At 70.4% G+C, this 26186-nt stretch carries 25 protein-coding genes and 1 tRNA gene; 20 read left to right on the top strand and 6 right to left on the bottom strand.

Going from position 1 to position 26186, the window contains the following annotated elements; genetic code table 11:
* Window positions 1-39: 39 nt before the first annotated feature.
* Both ACZ6Z4_RS31605 and ACZ6Z4_RS31610 read left to right on the top strand, forming a co-directional pair.
* Entirely contained in the window at window positions 40-1116 is a 1077-nt protein-coding gene (locus ACZ6Z4_RS31605; protein WP_465572629.1) for a DNA alkylation repair protein, read from the top strand.
* Window positions 1116-1496, top strand: a complete 381-nt coding sequence (locus ACZ6Z4_RS31610; RefSeq protein WP_465572632.1) for a nuclear transport factor 2 family protein — start codon at window positions 1116-1118, stop codon at window positions 1494-1496. Before ACZ6Z4_RS31605 ends, ACZ6Z4_RS31610 begins: the two co-directional genes overlap by 1 nt.
* Here ACZ6Z4_RS31610 and ACZ6Z4_RS31615 read toward each other — a convergent pair.
* Window positions 1471-2361 (bottom strand): alpha/beta hydrolase, encoded by an 891-nt coding sequence (locus ACZ6Z4_RS31615; protein WP_465572636.1) that lies wholly within the window; start codon window positions 2359-2361, stop codon window positions 1471-1473. The genes ACZ6Z4_RS31610 and ACZ6Z4_RS31615 overlap by 26 nt on opposite strands.
* Entirely contained in the window at window positions 2358-3455 is a 1098-nt protein-coding gene (locus ACZ6Z4_RS31620) for a tartrate dehydrogenase (RefSeq protein WP_465572643.1), read from the bottom strand. The genes ACZ6Z4_RS31615 and ACZ6Z4_RS31620 overlap by 4 nt, the downstream gene beginning before the upstream one ends.
* A 138-nt stretch (window positions 3456-3593) precedes the next feature.
* Here ACZ6Z4_RS31620 and ACZ6Z4_RS31625 point away from each other — a divergent pair, with 138 nt between their 5' ends.
* Window positions 3594-4466, top strand: a complete 873-nt coding sequence (locus ACZ6Z4_RS31625; protein ID WP_465572648.1) for an LLM class F420-dependent oxidoreductase — start codon at window positions 3594-3596, stop codon at window positions 4464-4466.
* On the opposite strand, the gene ACZ6Z4_RS31630 is transcribed toward ACZ6Z4_RS31625, so the two are convergent.
* Window positions 4463-5212, bottom strand: coding sequence for an SDR family NAD(P)-dependent oxidoreductase (locus tag ACZ6Z4_RS31630; RefSeq protein WP_363664768.1), 750 nt, complete (start codon window positions 5210-5212; stop codon window positions 4463-4465). The two genes, ACZ6Z4_RS31625 and ACZ6Z4_RS31630, sit on opposite strands and share 4 nt — an antisense overlap.
* Before the next feature lie 106 nt (window positions 5213-5318).
* Here ACZ6Z4_RS31630 and ACZ6Z4_RS31635 point away from each other — a divergent pair, with 106 nt between their 5' ends.
* On the top strand, window positions 5319-5918 hold the full coding sequence (locus tag ACZ6Z4_RS31635) for a TetR/AcrR family transcriptional regulator (protein WP_465572657.1): 600 nt from the start codon (window positions 5319-5321) through the stop codon (window positions 5916-5918).
* On the opposite strand, the gene zwf is transcribed toward ACZ6Z4_RS31635, so the two are convergent.
* Window positions 5915-7414, bottom strand: a complete 1500-nt coding sequence (zwf, locus tag ACZ6Z4_RS31640) for a glucose-6-phosphate dehydrogenase (RefSeq protein ID WP_465572662.1) — start codon at window positions 7412-7414, stop codon at window positions 5915-5917. The genes ACZ6Z4_RS31635 and zwf overlap by 4 nt on opposite strands.
* A gap of 154 nt (window positions 7415-7568) precedes the next feature.
* Between zwf and ACZ6Z4_RS31645 the strand changes: the two genes are divergently transcribed.
* From ACZ6Z4_RS31645 to ACZ6Z4_RS31660, 4 genes are read left to right on the top strand one after another with little or no spacing between them, the layout of a single operon-like run.
* Entirely contained in the window at window positions 7569-7901 is a 333-nt protein-coding gene (locus ACZ6Z4_RS31645; protein ID WP_465572667.1) for a YciI family protein, read from the top strand.
* Window positions 7898-9088 carry an RNA polymerase sigma factor gene (locus ACZ6Z4_RS31650; protein WP_465572671.1) on the top strand — a complete coding sequence of 397 codons (1191 nt, stop codon included), beginning with the start codon at window positions 7898-7900 and terminating at the stop codon, window positions 9086-9088. The genes ACZ6Z4_RS31645 and ACZ6Z4_RS31650 overlap by 4 nt, the downstream gene beginning before the upstream one ends.
* A 25-nt stretch (window positions 9089-9113) precedes the next feature.
* A complete protein-coding gene (locus ACZ6Z4_RS31655) occupies window positions 9114-9689 on the top strand; it encodes a maleylpyruvate isomerase family mycothiol-dependent enzyme (RefSeq protein WP_465572675.1) in 576 nt (191 codons plus the stop codon).
* A gap of 39 nt (window positions 9690-9728) precedes the next feature.
* Complete coding sequence (locus ACZ6Z4_RS31660) at window positions 9729-10778, top strand: lipoate--protein ligase family protein (protein ID WP_465572678.1); 1050 nt, start codon at window positions 9729-9731, stop codon at window positions 10776-10778.
* On the opposite strand, the gene ACZ6Z4_RS31665 is transcribed toward ACZ6Z4_RS31660, so the two are convergent.
* Window positions 10762-11598 (bottom strand): PhzF family phenazine biosynthesis protein, encoded by an 837-nt coding sequence (locus ACZ6Z4_RS31665; protein WP_465572683.1) that lies wholly within the window; start codon window positions 11596-11598, stop codon window positions 10762-10764. The two genes, ACZ6Z4_RS31660 and ACZ6Z4_RS31665, sit on opposite strands and share 17 nt — an antisense overlap.
* A 287-nt stretch (window positions 11599-11885) precedes the next feature.
* Window positions 11886-11957, bottom strand: a tRNA-Arg gene (locus ACZ6Z4_RS31670).
* 177 nt (window positions 11958-12134) lie between these two features.
* On the opposite strand from ACZ6Z4_RS31670, the gene ACZ6Z4_RS31675 reads away from it, so the two are divergent.
* The 12 genes from ACZ6Z4_RS31675 (at window position 12135) to prmC (ending at window position 26179) form a co-directional block, all read left to right on the top strand.
* Entirely contained in the window at window positions 12135-12323 is a 189-nt protein-coding gene (locus ACZ6Z4_RS31675; protein WP_363664759.1) for a PspC domain-containing protein, read from the top strand.
* A 43-nt stretch (window positions 12324-12366) separates the two neighbouring features.
* Complete coding sequence (locus ACZ6Z4_RS31680) at window positions 12367-12888, top strand: hypothetical protein (RefSeq protein WP_465572689.1); 522 nt, start codon at window positions 12367-12369, stop codon at window positions 12886-12888.
* A 79-nt stretch (window positions 12889-12967) separates the two neighbouring features.
* Complete coding sequence (locus ACZ6Z4_RS31685) at window positions 12968-13456, top strand: hypothetical protein (protein ID WP_465572694.1); 489 nt, start codon at window positions 12968-12970, stop codon at window positions 13454-13456.
* A 1579-nt stretch (window positions 13457-15035) separates the two neighbouring features.
* Entirely contained in the window at window positions 15036-16688 is a 1653-nt protein-coding gene (argS, locus tag ACZ6Z4_RS31690) for an arginine--tRNA ligase (protein WP_465572698.1), read from the top strand.
* On the top strand, window positions 16685-18091 hold the full coding sequence (gene lysA / locus ACZ6Z4_RS31695) for a diaminopimelate decarboxylase (RefSeq protein ID WP_465572702.1): 1407 nt from the start codon (window positions 16685-16687) through the stop codon (window positions 18089-18091). Before argS ends, lysA begins: the two co-directional genes overlap by 4 nt.
* Window positions 18088-19386 (top strand): homoserine dehydrogenase, encoded by a 1299-nt coding sequence (locus ACZ6Z4_RS31700; RefSeq protein WP_465572705.1) that lies wholly within the window; start codon window positions 18088-18090, stop codon window positions 19384-19386. Before lysA ends, ACZ6Z4_RS31700 begins: the two co-directional genes overlap by 4 nt.
* Window positions 19387-19391: 5 nt before the next feature.
* Window positions 19392-20456 (top strand): threonine synthase, encoded by a 1065-nt coding sequence (gene thrC, locus ACZ6Z4_RS31705; RefSeq protein ID WP_465572708.1) that lies wholly within the window; start codon window positions 19392-19394, stop codon window positions 20454-20456.
* Complete coding sequence (gene thrB / locus ACZ6Z4_RS31710; RefSeq protein ID WP_465572710.1) at window positions 20440-21375, top strand: homoserine kinase; 936 nt, start codon at window positions 20440-20442, stop codon at window positions 21373-21375. The genes thrC and thrB overlap by 17 nt, the downstream gene beginning before the upstream one ends.
* Before the next feature lie 304 nt (window positions 21376-21679).
* The gene (gene rho / locus ACZ6Z4_RS31715; RefSeq protein ID WP_465572713.1) at window positions 21680-23860 is read left to right on the top strand and encodes a transcription termination factor Rho; all 2181 of its coding nucleotides are present in this window, start codon (window positions 21680-21682) and stop codon (window positions 23858-23860) included.
* 107 nt (window positions 23861-23967) lie between these two features.
* Window positions 23968-24174: a 50S ribosomal protein L31 gene (rpmE, locus tag ACZ6Z4_RS31720; protein ID WP_012922632.1), complete on the top strand. Its 207-nt coding sequence runs from the start codon at window positions 23968-23970 to the stop codon at window positions 24172-24174.
* Window positions 24175-24269: 95 nt separating this feature from the next.
* A complete protein-coding gene (gene prfA / locus ACZ6Z4_RS31725) occupies window positions 24270-25349 on the top strand; it encodes a peptide chain release factor 1 (RefSeq protein WP_363664750.1) in 1080 nt (359 codons plus the stop codon).
* Entirely contained in the window at window positions 25346-26179 is an 834-nt protein-coding gene (prmC, locus tag ACZ6Z4_RS31730; RefSeq protein WP_465572715.1) for a peptide chain release factor N(5)-glutamine methyltransferase, read from the top strand. Before prfA ends, prmC begins: the two co-directional genes overlap by 4 nt.
* Window positions 26180-26186 lie beyond the last annotated feature (7 nt).

A 26186-nucleotide genomic window follows, 5' to 3' on the forward strand; every position in this document is an offset into this window, starting at 1 on the left:
CGCGACGCGAGGGGGAGACCAGTGCCAACGGCCGAGGAGATGCTCAGCACGCAGTCGGTCGTCACGCTGGGCCGGATCCTGTCCGAGCTGGCACCCGAGCTGACGTTCACCGCGCTCGACGCCGCGCCCGCGCAGCTCCATGACCTGGCGTTCAGCGACCGGGGCCGACTGGTCAGAGACGCCTTGCTGACGGATCTACCGGCAGGTTTCGCACCTGCCGACGAGCTGTTCCGAGCGGCGCTGGCGCGCCCGGACTTCACTGGCTGGATGATCTGGCCGGTCACGGAAGCAGTTGCCGTGCGGGCGACAGATGGTGACTTCGAGCGCGGGCTGGAGTTGCTTGCGCTGCTCACACCTCGGTTGACCGGTGAGTTCGCGCTGCGGACGTTTCTGGCGGCTGACCTGGGGCGCACGCTGGCGGTGGTCAGCACGTGGACGACTCACCCCGACGAGCATGTACGGCGGCTGGCCAGCGAGGGGACGCGGCCGCGGTTGCCGTGGGCCAAGCAGGTTCGGGCGATTCTCGCGGACCCCGTGGTCACTCGCGGCATCCTCGACGCGCTGCGCACCGACGAGTCGCAGTACGTCCGGCGGTCGGTGGCGAATCACCTGAACGATGTCAGCCGGGTGGATCGAGCCCTGGCGGTCGAGATCGCCACCGAATGGCTCGCGAAGCCCGAGGAGACGACACCTCAGCTCGTTCGGCACGCACTGCGCACGCTGATCAAGGCCGGCGACCCCGCGGCGCTCGCGCTGCTCGGGTACGGACCGCCGAAAGCGTTGAGCGTCGACGGGCCGGTGCTCTCCGTCGACGGCGTCGCCATCGGCGACACCCTCGACTTCAGCTTCGACGCGCGCAACGACGGGCCCGACGACGTCCGGCTCGCGATCGACTACGTCGTGCACCACGTGAAGGCGAACGGCACGCTCGCCCCGAAGGTGTTCAAGCTGACCACCCGCACCCTCGCGCCCGGCGAGTCCGTCACGCTCGCCAAGCGGCACTCGTTCAAGCCGATCTCCACCCGCCGGTACTACGCCGGCGAGCACGCGCTGGAGCTCCAGATCAACGGCCGTTCGTTCGGCCGCGCCACCTTCACCCTGAGCACGGAGGCCTGATGACCATCCCGACCCCGCCCGACCCGACCGTCGCCGAGACGGCCAAGCACCTGCCGCACGCGATCACGGCGTACCTGCGTGAGTCGCAGCCGGGCCGCAAGGCGAACTTCCACGACCTGCTGCCCGCGTTCGCCGACGACGCGACCGTGCTCGACGACGGCAACACCTACACCGGCCACGACGAGATCCGGCACTGGCGCGAGACCGCGGCGAGCGAGTTCACCTACACCCAGGAGCTCACCCACGCCGAGAAGCTCGACGACACGCACTGGGTTCTCACCCACCACCTGGAGGGCGACTTCCCCGGCGGCGAGGTCGACCTGATCTACCGCTTCACCCTCGAAGGCGACGTCATCACGTCGCTGGAGATCGCTCCCTGAGGAACGCGAGCAGGGCCTCGGCGGTCTCCGCCGGGGCCTCCTCCGGGAGGTAGTGGTCCGACGGCAGCCCGTTGCTCCGGACATCGGTCGCGTAGTTGCCCCAAGCAGCCAGTACGTCGTACGTGCGCCCGACGAAGCTGTCGCGGCCCCAGAGCGCGAGCACCGGGCAGCCGACCGGCGTCCCGTACGACGTGTCGTCGTGCACCAGGTCGATCGTTGCCGCGGCGCGGTAGTCCTCGCAGCTGGCGTGGATCGCCTCAGGTGACGAGAAGCACCGCACGTACTCCCGCATCGCCGCCGGATCGAACGCGGTTCCGCCGTGGTGACGCGCCTCCATCCGGGCCCGGATCCAGAACTCCGGGTCGCCGCCGATCAGCCGTTCCGGGATCCCGTTCCCGGCGGTCAGGAAGAACCAGTGGTAGTAGCCCTGGGCGAACTCCGCGTCGGCGTGCTCGAAGGTGTAGTGGGTCGGCACGATGTCGAGCACGGCGAGCCGTTCGACGGCATCAGGATGGTCCAGCGCCAGCCGATGCCCGACGCGACCACCACGGTCGTGACCGACCACCGCGAACCGCTCGAAGCCGAGCGACCGCATCACGAGCAGCTGGTCGCGAGCCATCGCCCGCTTGCTGTACGGCGCGTGGTCGGGAGCGCTGACAGGCTTCGCGCTGTCGCCGTACCCGCGCAGGTCGGCCGCGACAACGGTGTGCGAACGAGCGAGCACCGGCGCGACCTGGTGCCAGATCAGGTGCGTCTGCGGATAGCCGTGGAGCAGCAGCACCGGCGGCCCGCTCCCGCCGACCGCGCAGTTGATCTCGATGCCCTCGGCATCGATCCGTCGATAGGAGAACCCGTCGAGCTTCACCGCGTCCCCAGTTGGTCGAGCACAGCCTGGGTGAACGTGGTCGTCGTGGCCGTGCCGCCGAGGTCAGGCGTCCGGACCTCCCGAGCAGCCAGTACGCCGGCGATCGCGCTCTCCACCTCCGCGGCCGCCTCGACGTACCCGAGGTGGTCGAGCATCATCGCCGCCGTCCAGATCGCGCCGATCGGGTTCGCGATCCCGCGCCCGGCGATGTCCGGCGCCGAGCCGTGCACCGGCTCGAACATCGACGGGAACTCCCGGGGCGGGTTCAGGTTCGCGGCCGGCGCGATGCCGATGCCGCCGGCAACGGCCGCGGCGAGGTCGCTGAGGATGTCGCCGAACAGGTTCGAGGCAACGATCACGTCGAAGCGCGCCGGGTCGAGGACGAGTTTGGCGCTGAGGGCATCGATGTGCTCCTGGTCCCAGCGCACCGCCGGGTGCAGCGCGGTGCGCTCGGCAACGATCTCGTCCCAGAACGGCATCGTGTGCACGATCCCGTTCGACTTGGTTGCCGAGGTCAAACGACCGGTACGAGCAGCAGGCGACACCGACCCGAACGCACGCCGGCCCTCAGCCAGCGACAGCCCGTAGTCCACCAGCCGCGTCACCCCCGCCCGCGTGAACACCGCCTGCTGCACCGCCAGCTCGTCGGCGAACCCCCGCCCCATCCGCCCGCCGATCTCGCTGTACTCACCCTCCACGTTCTCCCGAACGACCACCAGATCCACCGCCCCCGCGGCAGCCCCACGCACCGGACTGTCCAACCCCTCGAACACCCGGATCGGCCGCAGATTCACGTACTGCTGGAACTGCCGCCGGATCGGGATCAGCAACCCCCACAGCGACACATGATCCGGTACGCCGGGCGCCCCCACCGCCCCGAGAAAGATCGCGTCGTGCCCCCGGATCAGGTCCAGCCCGTCCGCCGGCATCATCGCGCCCTCGTTCAGGTACCGCTCGCACGACCAGTCGAACTCGTCGTACGAGAAGTCCACCCCGTGCCGCCGCCCCACTGCCTCCAGCACCGCGAGCGCCGCCGGCACCACCTCACGGCCGATACCGTCCCCGGGAATGAGCGCGATCCGCTGAGTCGTCATGCCCCGATCACATCAGCCCCACCCACCCGAGTCCACGCCGCCCTCCCGGTGACGCACAGTAGTTCTCCCGAATCGGGAAGCAGACCCGTACGGCGGCTGTTGACTGTCTGGCAGACGGCAACAAAGAGGAGAGCTTCGATGGACATCGGTCTGCAGATTCCCGACTTCACCTGGCCCAACGGGCCCAGCGCACTCGGCCCGGAGCTCGCGGCGGTCGCCCGGACCGCCGACCAGGCCGGCTTCCGGTACCTGGCGTTGATGGACCACTTCTTCCAGATCGGCGGCGTCGGTCCCGCCGAGAACGACATGCTCGAGGCGTACACCGCGCTCGGGTTCCTGGCCGCGCACACCGAGCGCGCCAAGCTGCTGACGGTCATCACCGGCGTGCACTACCGCCAGCCGGGGCTGCTCGCGAAGGCGGTCACGACGCTAGACGTCCTGTCCGGCGGCCGCGCGATCCTCGGCCTCGGCGCGGGCTGGAACGAGGAGGAGTCCCGCGGGCTCGGCTTCCCCTTCCCGCCGCTGGCCGAGCGGTTCGAGCGACTCGAGGAGACGGTCAAGATCGTCCTCCGGATGTGGTCGGACGACGAGAGCGCGTTCGAGGGCAAGCACTACCAGGCGACCCGGCTGCTGAACTCGCCGCAGGCGCTCAGCAAGCCGCATCCGCCGCTGATGATCGGCGGCGGCGGTGAGCGGAAGACGCTCCGGCTCGTCGCGCAGTACGCCGACGCCTGCAACCTGTTCAACACCCCGGAGCTGGAGCACAAGCTCGACGTACTGCGGAAGCACTGCGAGACGGTCGGCCGCGACTACGACGAGATCACCAAGACCGTGTACCAGGCGCTGGACACCGGCGAGAAGGGCGAGAAGACGCAGCAGCTGATCGACGAACTCGGCAGGTTGCACGGCCTGGGCGTCGACGCCGCCCTCGGGTTCGTCCCGGAGGTGCAGAAGCTCGAGGGCTTGGAGCGCATCGGCGCCGACGTGATCCCAGTGGCCGCGGCCTTCTAACCGGCGATCACCGCCACTCCCATCCGTCCGCCGTCCACGTCCAGCGTGGTCGCGTGGATGAACCGGGCGTCGTCGCTGGCCAGGAACACGGCGGCCTGCGCGATGTCGGTGGGGCGGCCGATGTCACCACCCGGCGTACCGGTCATCATGCCGGCCGCCGGGTGGTCGGTCATCGTGTGCACGACGCCGGGCGAGATCGCGTTCACCCGTACGCCGGACGGCCCGAACTCCGCCGACCAGGCGCGGGTGAGCGTCTCCAGCGCCCCCTTCGAGGCCGCGTACGCCGTACCGCCGCTGACGCCGAGGCGGGCCACCCACGAGCCCAGGTTGACGATCGTGCCGCCGCCGGCGGCGGCCATCGCGGGCGCGATCGCCGCGGTCAGGAAGAACGGCGCCTTCACGTTCACCGCGTAGACGGTGTCGAACGCGGCCTCGTCGATGCTGGTCGTGCCGGTGCCGTCGAGCGCGCCGGCGTTGTTGACCAGGATGTCGATCCGGCCGCCCAGTACGGCGGTCGCCTGCTCCGCCAGCTGCTGGGCCGCGGCGGGCGAGCCGTCGAGGTCGGCGGCGACGAAGTCGGCCTTGCCGCCGGCGGCGCGGATCTCGGCGACGACCGCCTCACCGCGCTCGGCGTTGCGGCCGGTGACGACCACGTGCGCGCCCTCCGCGCCGTACGCGACCGCGATCGCGCGGCCGATGTTGCTGGTGGCCCCGGTGACCAGGGCGGTCTTGTCTGCCAGACGCATGGCAGCTGCTCCTTCGCTAGTGATTGGACTGATGGGTCCAAAGTAGCACGCCGATTGGACCCCTCGGTCCAGACGTCTGAACTGAGCGGTCCAGTACACTCGAAGCATGGAGGAGCGAGTGCTGACCGCGAAGGGCGCCGCGACCCGGCAGCGGATCGTCGACGGGGCCGCGCGGCTGATCCGCGAGCAGGGCGTGGTGAACGTCGGCCTGGACGACATCCGGGCCGCGACGGCGACCAGCAAGAGCCAGCTGTTCCACTACTTCCCCGACGGCAAGTCCGACCTGATGCTCGCGGTCGCGCGGCACGAGGCCGAGCAGGTGATCGCCGAGCAGATGCCGCAGCTCGGCGACCTGACCAGCTGGCGCAAGTGGCAGGCCTGGCGGCGCCGGGTTCTCAAGATGTACGACGAGCAGCGCGAAGGCTGCGCGCTGTCGGCGCTGGTCGGGCAGCTGGGGCTGGGCGACACGACGACCCGGCAGATCGTCGGCGACATGCTGGATCGCTGGCTGCAGTACCTGGTCGACGGCGTCGAAGCACTGCGCGCTTCCGGCGAGATCAGCGAAGCGGTCGATCCGGTCCGCAGCGCCACCGCGATCCTGACCGCGATCAACGGCGGCGCCACGATGCTGGTCGCGACCGACCGGATGAACTACCTGGAGACCGCGCTCACCGCGGCGATCGACGACCTGCGCCGGCCCGTCTAGCTCTTCTGCTCGCGCCACTCCCGCTCGAACGGCAGCCGCCAGGCCCGCGGAGCGATCAGCTGGTGGATCGCGTTCGGCCCCCAGGTGCCCGGCGCGTACGGCTTCACCGGCGGCGGGTCCTCGAGCAGCAGCGTCGAGTTCTCCCAGAGCGACTCGATGCCCTCGGCCGTCGTGAACAGCGTGTGATCGCCGCGCATCGCGTCCAGGATCAACCGCTCGTACGCCTCCAGTACGTCGGCCGCCGACTCGGTCTCCTGGGTCGAGAACTGCATCGACAGCTTCTCCAGCCGCATCCCCGGACCGGGCCGCTTGCCGTAGAACGACAGCGACACCCGCGACGAGTCGGCCAGGTCGAAGGTCAGGTGGTCCGGGCCCTGCGCCCCGACGCCGGAGCCGGCCGGGAACATCGTCTTCGGCGCCTCCTTGAACGCGATCGAGATGATCCGCATCCCCTCGGCCATCTTCTTGCCGGTCCGCAGGTAGAACGGCACGCCGGCCCAGCGCCAGTTGTCGATCCCGACCTTCATCGCGATGAACGTCTCGGTGTCGGAGTCCGGCGCCACCCCGGCCTCGGCGCGGTAGCCGCCGTACTGACCCCGGACGACGTCGGCCGGCTGGATCGGCAGCATCGACCGGAAGACCTTGTTCTTCTCCTCCGAGATGGCCCGCGGCTCCAGCGCCGTCGGCGGCTCCATCGCGACGAACGCGAGCACCTGCAGCACGTGCGTGACGACCATGTCCTTGAACGCGCCGGTCGGCTCGTAGAAGGTGGCCCGCTGGTCGAGCCCGAGCTCCTCGGGGATGTCGATCTGGATGTGGTCGATGAAGTTGCGGTTCCAGATCGGCTCGAACAGCCCGTTGGCGAACCGGAAGGCGAGGATGTTCTGCGCCGCCTCCTTGCCGAGGAAGTGGTCGATCCGGAAGATCTGCGCCTCGTCGAAGGTCTCGTGCACGAAGTCGTTCAGCTCGATCGCGCTGGCCAGGTCGTCACCGAACGGCTTCTCCATCACCACCCGGGCCCGGTCGACCAGGTCGGCGTCGCGCAGCATCTCGATCACCGAGTGCGCGGCCTTCGGCGGCACCGACAGGTAGTGCAGGCGGCAGGTGTCCGGGCCGAGCAGCGTCTCGGCCTCCTTCACCGCGGCGGCCAGCGCCGCCGGCCCGGCCGTGGTCGGCACGTAGCTGAGGCGGGTGGAGAACTGCTCCCACTCCTCCTCGGTGATCTTGTGCGTCCCGAAGGTGTCGATGGCCAGCCGCGCGCGGGCCCGGAACTCGTCGGTGGTCAGCTCCTCGGTCGCCGTCCCGATGATCCGGACGTCGGGCGCGAACCGGTTCTGCTGCAGGTAGGCCAGGCCCGGCAGCAGCTTGCGCTTGGCCAGGTCGCCGGTGGCCCCGAACAGCACGATCACGTGCGGCGCGAGCGGCTCCAGGTCCCGTCGCGACGGTCGCGCACCGGGCGCGGGGTAGGCGATCGTCTGAGTACGGGAGTCGGGCATCGGTCCTCCTACGGATGGCACACCACAAACGGATTCAGTGTAGGCACGCGGACCCTCCCGGCCTCGCAGTTCAGCCGATGTTCAGCAGGCCGTTTGCGTACCGTGTGTCCGGAACGACTTTCCCCGTTCGTCGGTGGGGTGGAGAGGAGTCCGGATGAAGTACTTGCTGATGATCTGTGGCGACGAGACGGCCGAGGAGCACGCGCAGGACGGGTGCGGCGGCTGGTCGGAGGAGATGGAGGAGCGCGGCGTGGTCCGCGGGGGTGCCGGGCTGCGACCGCCGCAGGAGGCGACGACGGTCCGGGTCCGGGACGACCAGCTGCTGCTGACCGACGGGCCGTTCGCGGAGACCAAGGAGCAGATCGGCGGGTTCGTGCTGATCGAGTGCGCGGACCTGGACGAGGCGATCGAGATCGCCGGCAAGCACCCGGCGGCGGCGTACGGGACGATCGAGATCCGCCCGGTGCTGGAGGGGCCGTTCGGGTGAGCGTCGCCGACCAGCTGGACCAGGTGTTCCGGGAGGAGTGGAGCCAGGTGCTGGCGACGCTGATCCGGGTCACCGGTGACTGGGAGGTGGCCGAGGAGTGCGTGCAGGAGGCGTTCGCGGCGGCGCTGCGGACCTGGCCGGAGGACGGCGTACCGGACAAGCCGGGAGCGTGGCTGACGACCACGGCCAGGCGCCGGGCGATCGACTGGATGCGGCGCGAGGCGGTCGGGGCGGCGAAGCTGCGGGAGGTGGCGGTGACCATGGACTGGCCGGAGGAGCCCGAGCACGACCTGCTGCGGCTGATGTTCACCTGCTGCCACCCGGCGCTGGCGATGGAGACGCGAGTAGCGCTGACGCTGCGCACGCTGGCCGGGCTGTCGACGGCGGAGATCGCGCGGGCCTTCCTGGTGGGGGAGGAGGCGATGTCGAAGCGGCTCACCCGCGCCAAGCAGAAGATCAAGCACGCGGGCATCCCGTACCGGGTGCCGCCGGACCACCTGCTGCCGGAGCGGACTCCCGCCGTACTGGCTGTGCTGTACCTGCTCTTCAACGAGGGGTACGGCGCTACCGCGGGAGCTGAGCTCGTACGCCGTGAGCTGGCGACCGAGGCGATCCGGCTGGCGCGGCTGCTGGTCCGGCTGATGCCCGACGAGCCGGAGGCGGGCGGGCTGCTGGCGCTGATGCTGCTGCACAACGCGCGGCGGGACACACGCTCGGCCGGCGGCGTACTGGTGACGCTGGAGGACCAGGACCGCAGCCGCTGGCACCTGGGCGAGATCACCGAGGGCACCGAGTTGCTGGACGCCGTACTGCGTCGCAGGCGTCCTGGGCCCTACCAGATCCAGGCAGCGATCGCCGCCTGCCATGCGGTTGCGCCGACTGCTGCTGACACCGACTGGCCGCAGATCGCTGCGCTCTACGGGCAGCTGAAGCAGACACCTGTCGTGGCACTCAACCGGGTTGTGGCCATCGGGATGGCGGACGGCCCGGCGATCGGCCTGCGGCTGCTGGACGAGCTGGAGGGTCTGGACGGCTACTACCTGCTGGCAGCGACCAGGGCCGACTTCCTGCGTCGGCTGGGCCGCTTCGAGGAGGCTGCCGCGGCCTACCGAGCCGCACTCGCTCTCACCAAGTCAGACGCTGAGCAGGCGTACCTGCAGCGCCGGCTCGACCAGGTGTCCGTTTAGCCGCGCGCCTGTTCGTCGGTAAGGCATGACCGACATCCAGAGCACCATCGCCGCCGAGCGCACCGACCTGGTCGCCGTACTCCGCAATCTCTCCGCTGCCGACTGGGACCGCCCGACCCTGTGCGAGGGCTGGCGGGTCCGCGAACTGGTGGCCCACATCGTCATGCCGTACCGCTACAGCACCCCGCGCTTCCTGCTCGAGATGCTGAAGAGCCGCGGCAACTTCAACCGCCTCGCCAACCGCCAGGCCGCCGACGACGCGGCCGCACTCACCGCCGAGGAACTGACCAAGACCCTCGAGGACAACATCCACCACCAGTGGAAACCCCCGGGCGGCGGCTACGAGGGCGCGCTGTCCCACGACGTCATCCACGGCCTCGACCTCACCGTTGCTCTAGGCATCGACCGCCACGTCCCCCTCGACCGCCTGGCCATCGTCCTGTCGGGAGCCGGCGAGAAGCAGCTCAAGTACTTCGGCGTCGACCTCACCGGCACCAGACTCCAGGCCACCGACCTCGACTGGAGCCTGGGCACCGGGGAGGTGGTCGAGGACACCGCCGAGAACCTGCTCCTGAGGATCAGCGGCCGGACCCCGGCGTGAGCCGGGAACATCCGCCGGGCCGGGCGGGTTGCTCCTGGTGTGCATGGTGAGTACAAGGTCCCGGGTGGCAAGCTCGTGGTGGCCGATCTCGAGGTTCTGGACGACACGGTTCTGAAGGCGCAGATCAGCGGCGACTTCTTTCTCGAACCCGACGACGCGCTGCAGCGGATCAACGACGCGCTGGCCGGTACGCCGGTCGACGCGCCGGCGGCTCAGGTCGCGGCGCGGGTGCGGGCGGTGCTCGGGGACGGCGTCGAGATGCTCGGGTTCTCGCCGGAGGCGGTCGCGGTCGCGGTACGGCGCGCGCTGACCGGCGCGACCGGCTGGCACGACCACGCCTGGGAGTTCGTGCACGACGTACCGCGCGAGCCCGCGCTGCAGATGGCGCTCGACGAGGTGCTCACCGAGCAGGTCGGGTCGGGGGAGCGGCCGCCGACGCTGCGGGTCTGGGAGTGGGCCTCGAACGCGGTCATCATCGGCAGCTTCCAGTCGCTGCGCAACGAGGTCGATCTCGACGGCGCGGCCGAGCACGACGTCACCGTCGTGCGCCGGATCAGCGGCGGCGGCGCGATGTTCGTCGAGCCGGGCAACACGATCACCTACTCGCTCTACGTCCCCGAGTCGCTGGTCTCCGGCCTGTCGTACGTCGAGTCGTACGCGTTCCTCGACGACTGGGTGCTCGGCGCGCTGAACGACCTCGGCATCGCGGCGACGTACCAGCCGATCAACGACATCACCTCGCCGGCCGGCAAGATCGCCGGCGCCGCGCAGAAGCGCTTCGCCGGTGGCGCGGTGCTGCACCACGTCACGATGGCCTACGACATGGACGCCGCGAAGATGGTCCAGGTGCTGCGGATCGGCCGCGAGAAGCTCTCCGACAAGGGCACCAAGAGCGCCGCCAAACGCGTCGACCCGCTGCGCAGCCAGACCGGCCTCGACCGCGCCGACGTGATCGACCGGATGGTCGCGTCCTTCCGCGGCCGCTACGGCCTGGCGCCCGGCGAGATCTCCGCGGCGACCGTCGCCGAGGCCGAGGAGCGGGTGGTCAGCAAGTTCGGCACCGAGGAATGGCTCAGGCAGGTTCCATAGGTACGGCGTACCCGCTGACCCGCACGCGGTTGTCGTCGACGCGTAGCTCCACAGTGATCCGGCTCGGCCGCCCGAGATCGTCTCCCTGACGGAGCTGGATGGTGGCGGGTGGGTGAGCGAGTCCGAGCTCCCGTAGGTAGGCCCCGAACGCGGCAGCCGCAGCGCCGGTCGCCGGGTCCTCGACGACGCCACCCACCGGGAACGGATCGCGCACGTGAAACACCGTGGGCGACTCCCGCCAGACCAGCTGCAGCGTCGTCAGGTCGCGCTCGAGCATGTACGCCCGCAGCCCGTCGAAGTCGTACTCCAGCGCAGCCAACCGCTCCCGCGTCGCCGCCGCGAGCACCAGATGCCGCGCACCCGCGTAGGCGACCCGCGGCGGCAGCGCAGCGTCCAGCTGGTCGCTCTGCCAGCCCAGCAGCTCCAGCACCTCGCTGACATCACCCGCTGCCTCGACGTACGGCTCCACGCTCGTCAGCGTCGCCCGCAGCCCGTCCGGGCCCTCCTCGATCAGCACAGGGACCGTTCCGGCTGGTGTGGCGAACGTCAGCTCACCAGGACCCACCCGCTCAGCCAGGGCGACAGCAGTAGCCACCGTCGCGTGCCCGCAGAACGGCACTTCGGCCTGCGGCGAGAAGTACCTGATCGGGATCGCGCCGTCGGCCGCGCTGCTCATCAGGAAGGCTGTCTCCGAGTACCCGACCTCCGCGGCGACCGCCAGCATCTCCGCATCACTCATCCCAGCAGCGTCGAGCACCACCCCCGCCGGGTTCCCACCCGCAGGATCGGTGCTGAAGGCCGTGTAGTGCAGCAGCGTCATAGCCCCATCCAACCAGCGACAGGCTGCGGTCATCAGGGGGTCACGTTCCGGACATGCGAGACCACACTCTGTTCCGGCCGCCGCAGACCCAGTGCGGTTGCTGAGGGCAACGTATGGATATCCGGGGACCGCTGCTCATGGTCGACGACGCCCGACCGGGAGCTGCCTGGGCTACCTGATCCTGCTCTCGGAGAGGCGGCCGGTGACGTGATCCTCGACCACTACGCGGAGATCCTGAAAACACGAAAGGCCCGGGTGTAGACCCAGGCCTTCGGTGGTGCCTTCTGCGCCCCCGGCAGGATTCGAACCTGCGCACCCGCCTCCGGAGGGCGGTGCTCTATCCCCTGAGCTACGGGGGCTCAGGAACGAGCAGAACAGTAGCAGGAGATCGCCCCAGATCCCGAATCGGGCACCCTCATGTGGGTCACCGGGATGACCCTGAACGGTCCCTGGCTGTTCCGCGCGGCGGGATCTCCCGTGGCGGGCCGGGCGTCATAGTGGTCGTAACGCCAACCCCGGAAAGGAAATCCGACCTCATGGCTTCCACCACTCTGGTCCGTCCGTCCCGCGGTCGCTGGATCGCCGGCGTCTGCGCCGGGCTCGCCCGCCGGTTCGGGACCACGCCGAACACGATGCGCCTGATCTTCGTGATCAGCTGCATCCTGCCCGGCCCGCAGTTCCTGATCTACCTCGTGCTCTGGGTCCTGATGCCCGCCGAGGACTGACCACCTGTCCGGTACGCCGGACGCCCGTGAAACCCTCCTGCCCATGAGAGCAGGCCGCCGGGTGATCGCTGCCGTCGTACTGGCGGCGCTGCCGGTGCTGGCGACCGGCTGCCAGGTCGGCCCGGCTCCGCCCGGCCCGGCCGAGACCCGGGAGGGTCCGCCGCCGTGGGACGCCCCGCGCGACGCGGTGTCGTACATCGACCAGGCCGGGATGGAACGGCTGCCGCTCGACTTCAGCGGCCCGATGCCGTACACGGTCAACCTCGCCCTGACCGTCGCCGGCAGCGCGGTGAAGATCCCGGCCGGGATCGGCGTCGACCGGGTCCGCGCGGAGCAGGCCGCGATCCACACCCACACCGACGACGGCCTGGTCTACGTCGAGGCGAAGACCAAGGCCGAGCGCCCGACGCTGAAGCAGTTCTTCGAGCTCTGGGGCGTCCGGTACGACGGCAAGTGCGTCGGCGACGTCTGCGGCACCGTCAAGGTCGAACTGAACGGCGAGCCCGTCGCGTGGGACACCAAACTGGTCCGGCAGAGCAGGATCCAGGTCACCGCGACACGATGAGTCCACCAGGTGGAACGCACCCTGGCAGGAAAGTGGCAGACTGCCGCCAGTGACCCGTCCACTACGCTTGGCTGACCTCATGCGAACCAGTACGCCCCTCGCTGTCACCGCACTGGCCGCCGCCGCCCTCACCGTCTGCCTGACCTCCTGCAGCGCCGACTCCGGCGCGGCCCCGTCCGGTACGCCGAGCTCGGCGCCGCCCGCCGACGAGCCCAGCACGTCGCCCACCCCCACGTCCCCACCGAAGCCCACCGGCCCCTACGCCAAGAACGGCTTCGACTACGACACCTGCAAAGACGGCACCTGCGAGATCTACGTCCGCACCGGCACCAGAGTCCCGATGAAACAAAGCGTCGCCGGCTTCGGCACCTTGGTCGTCAGCAAAGCCACCGCCAGCGGCGTCGACTTCGCCGGCACCGGGCCGGACACGGCAGGCAGCGTCGGCCAGCAACCGGGCTACCGCGCACGGATCGGCAAGCTAGACGTGGTCACAGTCACCGTCAACCAGCGCCACCCGGCAGGCAACGGCGTCGAAACGCTGGCAATCATGCGCCTCAGCCCAGCCTGAGCGCGGCGCGCCGTCGGGAGAAGGAGCTGCCGCATCCAGCCGTGCGGCAGCTACCGCGCTTCCCCGTTCCATCGGGCGGTGGTGAGGGCGGGCCTCGGCGGCTCGGTCAAGCAAGGAGCTGCCGCATTCAGCCGTGCGGCAGCTACCGCGCTTCCCCGTTCCATCGGGCGGTGGTTGCGGGCGGGCCTCGGCGGCGCGGTCAGGCAAGGAGCCGCCGCGTCCAGCCGTGCGGTAGTCACCGCTTCAACCGTTCCATCCGGCGGTCGGGGTGGGCGGGTCGCTGATGGCAGTTGGTACCTGCTGCCTCGCTCCACTTATGCCCGGACTCACCAGCCCGTCCGCCCCTGGCCATACCGGGGCGGGGAATGGATACCGACAGCGTCTTCGCACCCTAGGCAGGCCGGTCGTGCGGCGACACTCGTTCGAGCCAGCTGGAAAGGCGAACGTGCACCACCCACCAAGCAGCGAAATCTGGCGCGACACGCCGCGACACGCCGTCCGAAGGGCCGGTTCGCGGAGGTTGGAAGGTGGTGGGCGTTCGGCCAGGGCGCAGTGGCGGCCGGCTACTCCTCGTCGAGCCAGGCCCGGACGCTGTTGTCCTGCTCACCCAGCCGCGGCGGCGCGAGGTTGATCGCCTCGCACGCTGGGTCGGCGCAGGGCGTGGCGCTAGCCGCGCTGCATGCTGGGGTGCCGTCCCGTCCCGCGCCGGCCCGGCGTCCCACGCGGCAACCCCACTTGCGGCCCGGCTCGCTGCTTCACGCCCGCCAGCTCACCGCGCGTACCACGCCCAGAGCCGCAGCCCGCTAGCGCGGCGCCCGCCCACGCGACCACCAGCCGCCGACGCCCACCACTGACCAACCTCACGACACGCCGCGCCGAACCCCGCTGCACGCGGCGTGTCGCCGGCTTGGACAGTGGTGGGCGTCGCGTTCACCGACTTGGCGACGCCGACCACCCTGCTGGGTTGGGCGGGAGACGTGGTGGAGGCCCTGCGACCCGGTCAGGCAAGCCCGCGGCCTGCCTACCCTGGCCGCCGGATGGAACGGAGAGGCGCGGTGGCTGCCGTCGCCTTCGGAGGCGTCGGAGTGGCGTGGGCGTCGTGCGGCTGGATGGGTTAGCTCCGTGTCTGACCGCGCCGCCGAGGCTCGCCCAGCTCGGCGGGACAGCGCCCGGCGCCTAATGCGGCAGTCCGGCTCGCAGCGTCCTGGACAAGCTTGACTCCCGACCACTCCTGCCCGAACCCAGCTCAGCGCTCTCCGGCACCAGCGCCCCAGGCCCGTACGAGGAGTGCACCTGCGAACCGCCACCACCGGCCCGCCCACCCCCACCGCCGGACGGAACGGCTAGCCGCCGTGCCTGTCGCACGGCTGGATGCGGCAGCTCCTTTCTGCACACACCGCCGCGGCCCACCCGCCCCGCCACCCGACGGAACGGACACGCGCCGTGCCTGCTTCACAGCTAGATGCAGCGGCTCCCTCCCCCTCTGAACCCGATCGCCGGACACGCCTCGGCTCGCGCTCGGTTCCGGCCTGTGGATGGCGGGGGTGGAGGCGGGGACGCGGGCCATTAGGCTGAGCGGGTGACTCCGGAACAGCTCGCTGAGAAGATCCTGCAGGCCCTGACCGCGCTCGTCGACGACGGCACCATCACTGTCGACGGCGGGTTGCCGGGCGAGCTGAAGGTCGAGCGGCCCAAGAACCCCGAGCACGGGGACTATGCCACGAACGTCGCGATGCAGCTGGGTAAGCGTTCGGGGATGAATCCGCGTGCCTTCGCCGAGCTGCTGGCGGCCAAGCTGGGCGGTGACGACGCGATCACCGCGGTCGAGATCGCCGGCCCGGGGTTCATCAACATCCGGGTGGCGGCCGATGCCCAGGGCAAGATCGCGCAGTCGATCCTGGACGCCGGCTCGGCGTACGGGAGCAGCGACAGCCTGAAGGGTCAGGCGATCAACCTCGAGTTCATCTCCGCGAACCCGACCGGCCCGCTGCACCTGGGGCACACCCGCTGGGCCGCCGTCGGCGACGCGCTGGCGCGGGTGCTGACCAAGGCCGGCGCGGTGGTCACCCGTGAGTTCTACGTGAACGACCGCGGCGCCCAGATGGACAAGTTCGGCGCCTCGCTGCTCGCGGCCGCGACCGGTCAGCCGATCCCCGAGGACGGCTACCACGGCGAGTACATCGGCGAGCTGGCGCAGCGGATCGTCGCCGAGGTCCCCGGCATCCTGGAGGCCACCGACCCGGTCGTCGCGTTCCGTGAGGCCGGGTACGAGCGGCAGCTCAAGGAGCAGCAGGACCAGCTGGAGCACTTCCGCACCAAGTTCGACGTCTGGTACTCCGAGCGCAGCCTGCACGAGCAGGACGGTGTCGGGCACGCGATCGAGAAGCTCCGCGCCCAGGGCCACCTGTACGACGAGGACGGCGCGCTCTGGATGCGCACCACCGACTTCACCGACGACAAGGACCGGGTGCTGATCCGGTCCAACGGCGAGCCGACGTACTTCGCCTCGGACGCGGCGTACTACGTGAACAAGCGCGAGCGCGGGTTCGAGGTCGCGATCTACCTGCTCGGCGCCGACCACCACGGGTACGTGAACCGCCTGAAGGCGATCGCGGCCTGTGCCGGTGACGACCCGGAGCACAACATCGAGATCCTGATCGGCCAGCTGGTGAAGATCCTCAAGAACGGTGAGGAGATGAAGCTGTCGAAGCGGGCCGGCACGATCGTCACGCTCGCCGAGCTGGTCGAGGAGGGCGGCGTCGACCCGCTCCGCTACACGCTCTGCCGCTACCCGGTCGACTCGCCGCTGACGCTGGACATCGAGGAGATGACGCGTCAGGTCAGCGAGAACCCGGTGTACTACGTGCAGTACGCGCACGCCCGGCTGGCCTCGATCCTGCGCAACGCCGACGATCTGGGCGTCAAGCTGGACGAGTTCGACCCGGGTCTGCTCAGCCACGAGCGCGAGGGCGACCTGCTCCGCGCGCTGGCCGAGTTCCCGCGGATCGTCGCGACGGCGGCCGAGCTGCGCGAGCCGCACCGGATCGCCCGCTACCTGGAGGACACCGCGTCCGCCTTCCACAAGTTCTACGACAGCTGCCGGGTGCTCCCGCGCGGTGACGAGGAGGTGGAGCCGGTGCACAAGGCTCGCCTGACCCTGGTCTCGGCGACCAGGACCGTCCTGGCCAACGGGCTGGACCTGCTCGGCGTCAGCGCTCCGGAGCGGATGTGAGGGCGCACGAGGCGGGCACGCTGCACGCCGACATCGGGCACAAGGCGCCGCCGTGGCTGCGGGCGCCCCGCGACGTCAACGACCTGGTCCCGGCGCTCTGGTCCGGTACGGCGAAGAAGTCGGCCGAGGGTTCCCTGGTCGTCGGCGGCGTGGACCTGCGTGACCTGGTCGCCGAGCACGGCAGCCCGGCGTACGTGCTGGACGAGGACGACTTCCGCAGCCGGGCGCGCGCGTTCAGGACCGCGTTCAAGGACATGGACGTGTACTACGCGGGCAAGGCCTTCCTCTGTACGACGGTCGTGCGCTGGGTGATGGAGGAGGGGCTCAACCTCGACATCTGCAGCGGCGGCGAGCTGGCCGTCGCGTTGCGCGCCGGCGCTGACCCGAAGCGGCTGGGTTTCCACGGCAACAACAAGTCGGTGCCGGAGCTGACCCGCGCGCTGGAGGCCGGGGTCGGCCGGATCATCGTCGACTCGCTGTTCGAGATCGACCGGCTGATCGAGCTGGCCGCGGAGCGCGGCGTGGTCGCGCCGGTGATGGTCCGGGTCACCGCGGGCGTCGAGGCGCACACCCACGAGTACATCGCGACCGCGCACGAGGACCAGAAGTTCGGCTTCTCGATCACCTCCGGCGCGGCCTTCGAAGCCGTTGCCAAGGTCAACGAAGCGGCCGAGCTGCGGCTGCTCGGGCTGCACTCGCACATCGGCTCGCAGATCTTCGACACGGCCGGGTTCGAGCTGGCCGCGAAGCGGCTGATCGCCTTGCACGCAAGGGTTTCCGACGAGCTCGGCGTGGACATGCCCGAGCTCGACCTGGGCGGCGGTTTCGGGATCGCCTACACCACCCAGGACGACCCGGCAGACCCGGCGCAGCTGGCCACCGAGATGACCAAGATCGTCGAGCACGAGTGCCGGGCCTACCAGGTCGAGGCGCCGCGGATCTCGATCGAGCCCGGCCGCGCGATCGTCGGCCCGGCCGTCTGCACGGTGTACTCGGTCGGCACGGTCAAGGAGGTCACGCTCGACGCGGGCGCCTCCCGCACCTACGTCTCGGTCGACGGCGGGATGAGCGACAACATCCGCACCGCGCTGTACGACGCCGACTACTCCTGCACGCTCGTCAACCGGTACTCCGACGCCGCCCCGACGCTCGCGCGCGTGGTCGGCAAGCACTGCGAGTCCGGTGACATCGTCGTCAAGGACGAGTTCCTGCCCTCCGACGTCGGCCCCGGCGACCTGGTCGCCGTACCGGGCACCGGCGCGTACTGCCGCTCGATGGCGAGCAACTACAACCACGTTCCGCGGCCACCGGTGATCGCGGTCAAGGACGGTCAGACCCGCGTCGTCGTCCGGCGGGAGACCGAGGACGACCTGCTGCTGCTGGACATGGGAGCCGCCGAATGAGCCTGGACAAGAAGCCCCTGAAGGTCGCGCTGCTGGGCTGCGGCGTGGTCGGCACCGAGGTGGTCCGGATCCTGACCACGCGGGCCGACGACCTGGCCGCCCGGGTCGGCGCGCCGCTGGAGATCGCGGGCATCGCCGTACGGCGGGGTGGCCGCGAGCGCGACATCGCGGTCGACCCGTCGCTGATCACGACCGACGCACAGGCGCTGGTCAGCCGCGGCGACCTCGACCTCGTCATCGAGGTGATCGGGGGGCTGGAGCCGGCCCGCGGGCTGATCCTGACCGCGCTCGAGCACGGCGCCTCGGTCGTCACCGCGAACAAGGCGCTGCTCGCCGAGGACGGCCCGACGCTGTTCGCCGCCGCCGAGAAGTACGAGCGTGACCTGTACTTCGAGGCCGCCGTGGCCGGCGCGATCCCGATCCTGCGGCCGCTGCGCGAGTCGCTGGCCGGTGACGACGTGACCCGGGTGATGGGCATCGTCAACGGCACCACGAACTACATCCTCGACAAGATGGACTCCACCGGCGCCGGGTTCGACGAGGCGCTGACCGAGGCCCAGGAGCTCGGGTACGCCGAGGCCGACCCGACCGCCGACATCGAGGGTTTCGACGCCGCCGCGAAGGCGGCGCTGCTGGCCAGCCTCGCGTTCCACACCCGGGTCTCGATCGCGGACGTGCACCGCGAGGGCATCACCGACGTCTCCGCGACCGACATCGCCTCGGCCCGCGAGATGGGCTGCGTGGTGAAGTCGCTGGCGATCTGCGAGCTGGACGAGGTCACCGACTCGGTCAGCGCCCGGGTCTACCCGGCGATGATCCCGCAGAACCACCCGCTGGCCTCGGTCCGGGACGCGTACAACGCCGTTTTCGTGGAATCCAAAGCGGCCGGCCAGCTGATGTTCTATGGTCGTGGTGCCGGCGGCGCCCCGACGGCCAGTGCTGTCCTCGGGGATCTGGTGTCCGCCGCGCGCAACCGGCTCAAGGGAGTGCCGGGGGTCGGCGAGTCGTCGTACACCCAGCGAGCCGTGCGGCCGATGGGCGACGCGATGACCCGCTACCACGTGTCGCTGGACGTGGCCGACAAGGCCGGTGTGCTGGCGGCGGTGGCCCACGCGTTCTCCGAGCACGGTGTGTCGATCCAGACCGTCCGCCAGGAGGGCCGGGGCGGTGACGCACAGCTCGTCGTGGTCACCCACACCGCCACCGACGCCGCGCTCTCGGCCACCGTGGAGACCCTGCGCGACATGGACATCGTTCGTGAAGTCAGCAGTGTGATGCGGGTCGAAGGGGACTGATTCGGATGGCGCACCAGTGGCGAGGCGTGATCGAGGAATACCGCGACCGGTTGCCGGTCTCGACGGACACTCCGGTGGTCACGCTCGGCGAGGGCGGTACGCCGCTGGTGGCCGCGCAGTGGCTGTCCGAGCAGACCGGTTGCGAGGTCTGGCTCAAGGTCGAGGGCAACAACCCGACCGGCTCGTTCAAGGACCGCGGCATGACGGTCGCGATCTCGCTGGCCGCGCAGGCCGGTGACAAGGCGGTCGTCTGCGCCTCGACGGGCAACACCTCGGCGTCGGCCGCGGCGTACGCCGTCCGGGCCGGGCTGATCCCGCTGGTGCTGATCCCCGCCGGCCGGATCGCGCAGGGCAAGCTGGCGCAGGCGATCGTGCACGGCGCGCAGCTGGTGCAGGTCGACGGCGGCTTCGACGACTGCCTGCGGATCGTCCGCGAGCTCGGCAAGCACTACCCGGTCGCGCTGGTGAACTCGGTGAACCCGGTGCGCCTGGAGGGGCAGAAGACCGCGGCGTTCGAGGTCGTCGACGCGCTCGGTGACGCGCCGGACCTGCACGTGCTCCCGGTCGGGAACGCGGGCAACATCGCGGCGTACTGGAAGGGGTACGGCGAGTACGCCAAGGACAAGGTGTCGTCGCGGCGGCCGCGGATGTGGGGTTTCCAGGCCGAGGGCGCGGCGCCGATCGTGCGCGGCGCGATCGTCGAGAAGCCGGACACGCTGGCGACCGCGATCCGCGTCGGCAACCCGGCGTCGTGGACGCTGGCCGAGAACGCGCGTGACGAGTCGGGCGGTCTGATCGAGGCTGTCACCGACGACCAGATCCTCGCCGCGCAGCGTGAACTGGCTGCGCGCGAAGGTGTCTTCGTCGAGCCGGCGTCGGCTGCCGGTGTCGCCGGGCTGCTGAAGCTGAAGGCGGCCGGTCGAGTGGATGGCGGCCAGACGGTCGTCATCACCGTCACCGGCCACGGGTTGAAGGACATCGACACCGCGCTGTCGTCCGCTCCGCCGGCCGAGGCAGTCGTCACGCCCGCCGACACCGACGCGGTCGCTCGCGTTGCCGGACTGGTCTGAGTTGGAGTCCGTCCGGGTTCGCGTTCCCGCGACCAGTGCGAATCTCGGCCCTGGTTTCGATGCCTTCGGTCTCGCCCTCGGCCTGTACGACGAACTAACTGTTACTCCCGCCGACTCCGGTGTCGTGGTCGAGGTCACCGGCGCCGGTGCGGGGGAAGTCGCGCTCGACGAGTCGCATCTCGTGGTGCGCGCCGTGCGGGCCGGACTGTCGGCGCTGGGTGTTGAGGTGCCCGGGTTCGTGCTGCAGTGCACGAACCGGGTGCCGCACGGGCGCGGGCTCGGATCCTCCTCGGCGGCGATCGTCGGCGGGATCGCCGCGGCGTACGGACTGGCCGGGGTCGAGCTCGAGCGCGAGCACGTCGTCGCGCTGGCCAACGAGCTCGAAGGGCATCCGGACAACGTGGCGGCGGCCGCGTTGGGCGGGTTCACGACGGCCTGGGTCGACGGCGGCGTGGGGAAGGCCGTGCGGACGGATCCGGTCGCCGAACTGCGGGCGACGGTCTACGTGCCCGAGGTCAAGGTGCTCACGAAGCAGGCACGCGGCCTGCTGCCGGACGTCGTACCGCATGCGGACGCCGCGGCGAACGCCGGACGGGCCGCGCTGCTGGTGACGGCGATCACGTCGCAGCCGGGTTTGCTGATGACGGCGACCGAAGATCGCCTCCATCAGGAGTACCGCGAACCGGTGATGCCGGAGACGCTGGCGCTCGTGCACAAGCTGCGGGGGAGCCGTCTGGCCGCCGTCGTGAGCGGAGCCGGTCCTACCGTTCTGGTGCTGGATGCCCTTTCGGGCAAGGAGATCGCGGCCCTGCCGGTCGCGCCGGACGGCTGGACGCGGCACGACCTGGCGATCGATCCAGCCGGCGTACAGGTCTGGTCCGGGGTCGCGGACGGCGACAGTTCGCCGTGGGCGGAATGATCAGGACCGGACACGCGTTGTACCCCACGAGGCAGCAGAAGGACCCTGTGTGGTGCTAGTCTCGACTCACCCGATCCCCTCCAGGTGATCGGTGACTCTCGCCGCTTCCGGGCTGTGTTCCCGGCACCCAGGTGTCCGTGGCGATCTCCCAGTGAATGACCTGCGCCGCCTGCGCCGGAGAATTTCGGGGGACCGGATCCAGCGAGAACCTCTTGTACCCACGATGCCGTCCGCCGGCCGTGGGAGCTGATTCCGGGCGATGAGCCGGTCAGGACATCGTTCATCCGTGTGGGAAGGACCTCACGTGACAGAAACTGTTGAAGCCTCCAACGGCGCCACGGCGCCCGAAGCGAGCGCGAGCACGCGGCGCCGCAAGACCGGAGGCGGCCTCGAAGGCATGCTGCTCCCCGAGCTCAAGCAGCTCGCCGGGACGCTCGGCATCAAGGGCACCGGCGCGCTGCGCAAGGGCCAGCTGATCGAGGCGATCAAGGCCGCTCAGGGCGGTAGCTCGACCGGTGGCGCCAGCCGCGCCCGGTCGACGCAGCCGACCCTGGACGAGGCGGCTGTGGAGCCGGCGGTGGCGCGCAAGAGCGCGCCGGCCGAGGCTCCGGTGCGCGAGGGCGGCAGTCGCCGGGCCCGCGCCGCCGCGGCCGAGACGGCCGCCGAGCAGAACGGAGCGTCCGCTCCGAGTGTGACCGCCGAGGCGAAGAGCGCCGACGCGAAGAACGGCGCCGACCGCGCCGCTGACAGTGCCGACCGCGCGGACCGCGCCGGCCGGGCCGCCGACCGCGCCGCGGCGCAGACCGCCGCCGTACCGGCCGTGGCCGTCGAGAGCGCGCCGGTCGCTGACCGCGCCGCCGCGCAGAACGGGACCGCGCAGACCGGTGGGGACGACCGCGAGGGCCGGTCCGAGGACCGCAACCGCGAGGGTGGCCGGGAGCGCGGGCGCAACCGCGACAACCAGCAGAACCGTGAGGGTCAGCAGGCCCGCGACGGCCAGCAGGCTCGTGAGGGTCAGCGGGACGGTGGCCGTGACGGTCAGCAGAACCGCGACGGTGGCCGCGACCAGCGCAACCGCACCGACGGCCGGGGTGACACCCGCACCGACGGGCGCAACGACAACCGCGACAACCGGGACGGCCGGACCGACAGCCGCAACGACAGCCGCGCCGCCGACGACCAGGACGGCGACGGCCGCCGCCGGCGTCGCCGCGGTCGCGACCGGGACCGCAACCGCGACGACCGCCAGCCCACCGGTGGCCGCGACAACACCCGCAACCGCGGTCGCGGCGAGCGGTTCGACGCCGAGCCGACGATCAGCGAGGACGACGTCCTGGTGCCGGCCGCCGGCATCCTCGACGTACTCGACAACTACGCGTTCGTCCGGACCAGCGGCTACCTGCCGGGCCCGAACGACGTGTACGTCGCGCTGTCGATGGTGAAGCGCTACGGCCTGCGCAAGGGCGACGCGATCACCGGTGCGGTGAAGCAGCCGTCCGACGGTGAGCGCAAGGAGAAGTTCAACCCGCTGGTCCGGATCGACACCGTGAACGGGTCGGACCCGGAGATCGCCAAGCAGCGCCAGGACTTCAACAAGCTGACCCCGCTGTACGCGACCGAGCGGCTCCGGCTGGAGACCGAACCGGGCATCCTGACCACCCGGATCGTCGACATCGTCAGCCCGATCGGCAAGGGCCAGCGCGGCCTGATCGTGTCGCCGCCGAAGGCCGGCAAGACGATGGTGCTGCAGGCGCTGGCCAACGCGATCACCACGAACAACCCCGAAGTGCACCTGATGGTGGTTCTCGTCGACGAGCGCCCCGAAGAGGTCACCGACATGCAGCGCACGGTCAAGGGTGAGGTCATCGCCTCCACCTTCGACCGCCCGGCCGACGACCACACCACGGTCGCGGAGCTGGCGATCGAGCGCGCCAAGCGCCTGGTCGAGCTCGGCCACGACGTGGTCGTGCTGCTCGACTCGATCACCCGGCTCGGTCGCGCGTACAACATCGCGGCCCCGGCCAGCGGCCGGATCCTGTCCGGTGGCGTCGACTCCTCGGCGCTCTACCCGCCGAAGCGGTTCTTCGGCGCGGCCCGCAACATCGAGGACGGCGGTTCGCTGACGATCCTGGCCACGGCCCTGATCGAGACCGGCTCCAAAATGGACGAGGTCATCTTCGAGGAGTTCAAGGGCACCGGCAACATGGAGCTCCGGCTGCGCCGCGAGTTCGCCGACCGCCGGATCTTCCCCGCCATCGACGTCGTCGCCTCCGGCACCCGCCGCGAGGAACTGCTGATGAGCAAGGACGAGACCCAGGTCGTCTGGAAACTCCGCCGGGTCCTGTCGGCCCTGGACGGCCAGGCCGCCCTGGAACTCCTGATCGGCAAGCTCAAGGAGAGCAAGTCGAACATCGAGTTCCTCCTCCAGGTCAACAAGACCACCCCCAGCACCGGCAACGGCCGCACCACCGACGACGGCAACTGAAAGCCGGAATTTTACTTTCAGCGCCGCCGTTTGGCAGACTTGCTGGTTGGTTCCGGTTCACGTGAGCATCCGCTGACGACCCGGGGCACCTGAAACCTAGGAGATTCATGAAGAGCGACATCCACCCGACCTACGTCGACACCACGGTGACCTGCACCTGTGGCGCGACCTTCCAGACGCGGTCGACGGCCGAGTCGGGTTCGATCCACGCCGACGTGTGCTCGCAGTGCCACCCGTTCTACACGGGCAAGCAGAAGATCCTCGACACCGGCGGCCGGGTCGCCCGCTTCGAGAAGCGGTACGCGAAGAAGTAGCTTTTCCACCGCGCGCCGGTCCGCAGATTCCTTTCGAGGGGTCCGCGGACCGGCGCGCGGTTTGTGTTGTGCCCACGATCTGGAAGGAGTGACCGATGTTCGAAGCGGTGCAGACGCTCAAGGCGGAGTACGCCGAGCTGGAGCGGCAGATGTCGGACCCCGAGCTGCACTCCGACCAGGCCAACGCCCGGCGGGTCGGCAAGCGGTACGCCGCGCTGGCGCCGGTCGTCCGCGCGTACGACGAGTGGCTGCAGACCGCCGACGACATCGAGGCGGCCAAGGAGCTGGCGAGCGAGGATCCGGCGTTCGCCGACGAGGCGACCAAGCTGGAGGCCCGCCGCGAGGAGCTGACCGAGAAGCTCCGGATGCTGCTCGTCCCGCGCGACCCGAGCGACGACAAGGACGCGATCCTCGAGATCAAGGCCGGTGAGGGCGGCGACGAGTCGGCGCTGTTCGCCGGCGACCTGCTGAAGATGTACCTCAAGTACGCCGAGCAGCAGAACTGGAAGACCGAGGTGCTGGACTCGGCCGAGTCCGATCTCGGCGGGTACAAGTCGATCACCGTCGCGGTGAAGGCCAAGGGCACTCCCGAGCCGGGCGAGGCGCCGTACGCGAAGCTCAAGTTCGAGGGCGGCGTGCACCGGGTCCAGCGGGTGCCGGTGACCGAGTCGCAGGGCCGGATCCACACCAGCGCGGCCGGTGTCCTGGTGCTGCCGGAGGCCGAGGACGTCGACGTCGAGATCGACCAGAACGACCTGCGGATCGACGTGTTCCGCTCGTCCGGTCCCGGTGGCCAGAGCGTCAACACGACCGACTCGGCGGTGCGGATCACCCACCTGCCGACCGGCATCGTGGTCTCGATGCAGAACGAGAAGTCCCAGCTGCAGAACCGCGAGCAGGCGATGCGCGTACTGCGCTCCCGGCTGCTCGCCGCCGCGCAGGAGGCCGCCGACCAGGAGGCCTCGGACGCGCGCCGTTCGCAGATCCGGACGGTCGACCGCTCCGAGCGGGTCCGCACCTACAACTTCCCGGAGAACCGGTTCTCCGACCACCGCGTCGGCTACAAGGCGCACAACCTCGACCAGGTTCTCGGCGGCGAGCTGGCGCCGGTGATCCAGGCGCTCACCGACGCCGACATGGCCGCCCGGCTGGACGCCGTCGAGACCCACCAGTGAACACTCGCCAGCTGATCGCTGCTGCCACCGAGCGGCTTGCTGAGGCAGGGGTCGCTTCACCCGAGTACGACGCTGCCGAACTGCTCTCCTTCGTCGCTGGCGTCTCCCGGCTCCAGCTGGGCCTGGCTGACCTCCGCGACGACCAGCTCAAGCAGTACGACGTACTGGTCGACCGCCGCGCCCAGCGCGAGCCGCTGCAGCACCTGACCGGTACGGCGGCCTTCCGCTACCGGGAGCTCGCTGTCGGCCCAGGGGTCTTCGTGCCGCGGCCGGAGACCGAGGTGCTGGTCGGCTGGATGCTGGACCGGCTCAAGGACGTCGAGGCGCCGCTGGTCGTCGACCTGTGCAGCGGCTCGGGGGCGATCGCCGGAGCGGTCGCGACCGAGCGCCCGGACAGCACGGTCCACGCCGTCGAGCTGTCGGCGGACGCGGTCGTCTGGGCCCGCCGCAACCTCGCCGGGACCGGCGCCACGCTGCACGAGGGCGACATCGACGGCTGCCTGCCCGAACTGGACGGGCTGGTCGATGCGGTGATCGCCAACCCGCCGTACATCCCGCTGACCGCGTGGGAGTCGGTCACGGCCGAGGTCCGCGACCACGACCCGGCGCTCGCGCTGTGGTCGGGCGACGACGGCCTGGACGAGATCAAGGTGGTTGCGGCCACCGCGGCCCGGCTGCTCAAGCCCGGCGGCTGGTTCGGCTGCGAGCACGCCGACGTCCAGGGCGAGTCGGCCCCGGCGATCTTCGCCGCGACCGGCCAGTTCACCGAGGTCCGCGACCAGCTAGACCTGGCCGGCCGCCACCGCTTCGCGACCGGCCGCCGGGTCTGAGCGCAGC

The organism is Kribbella sp. NPDC104740, from assembly GCF_055583505.1.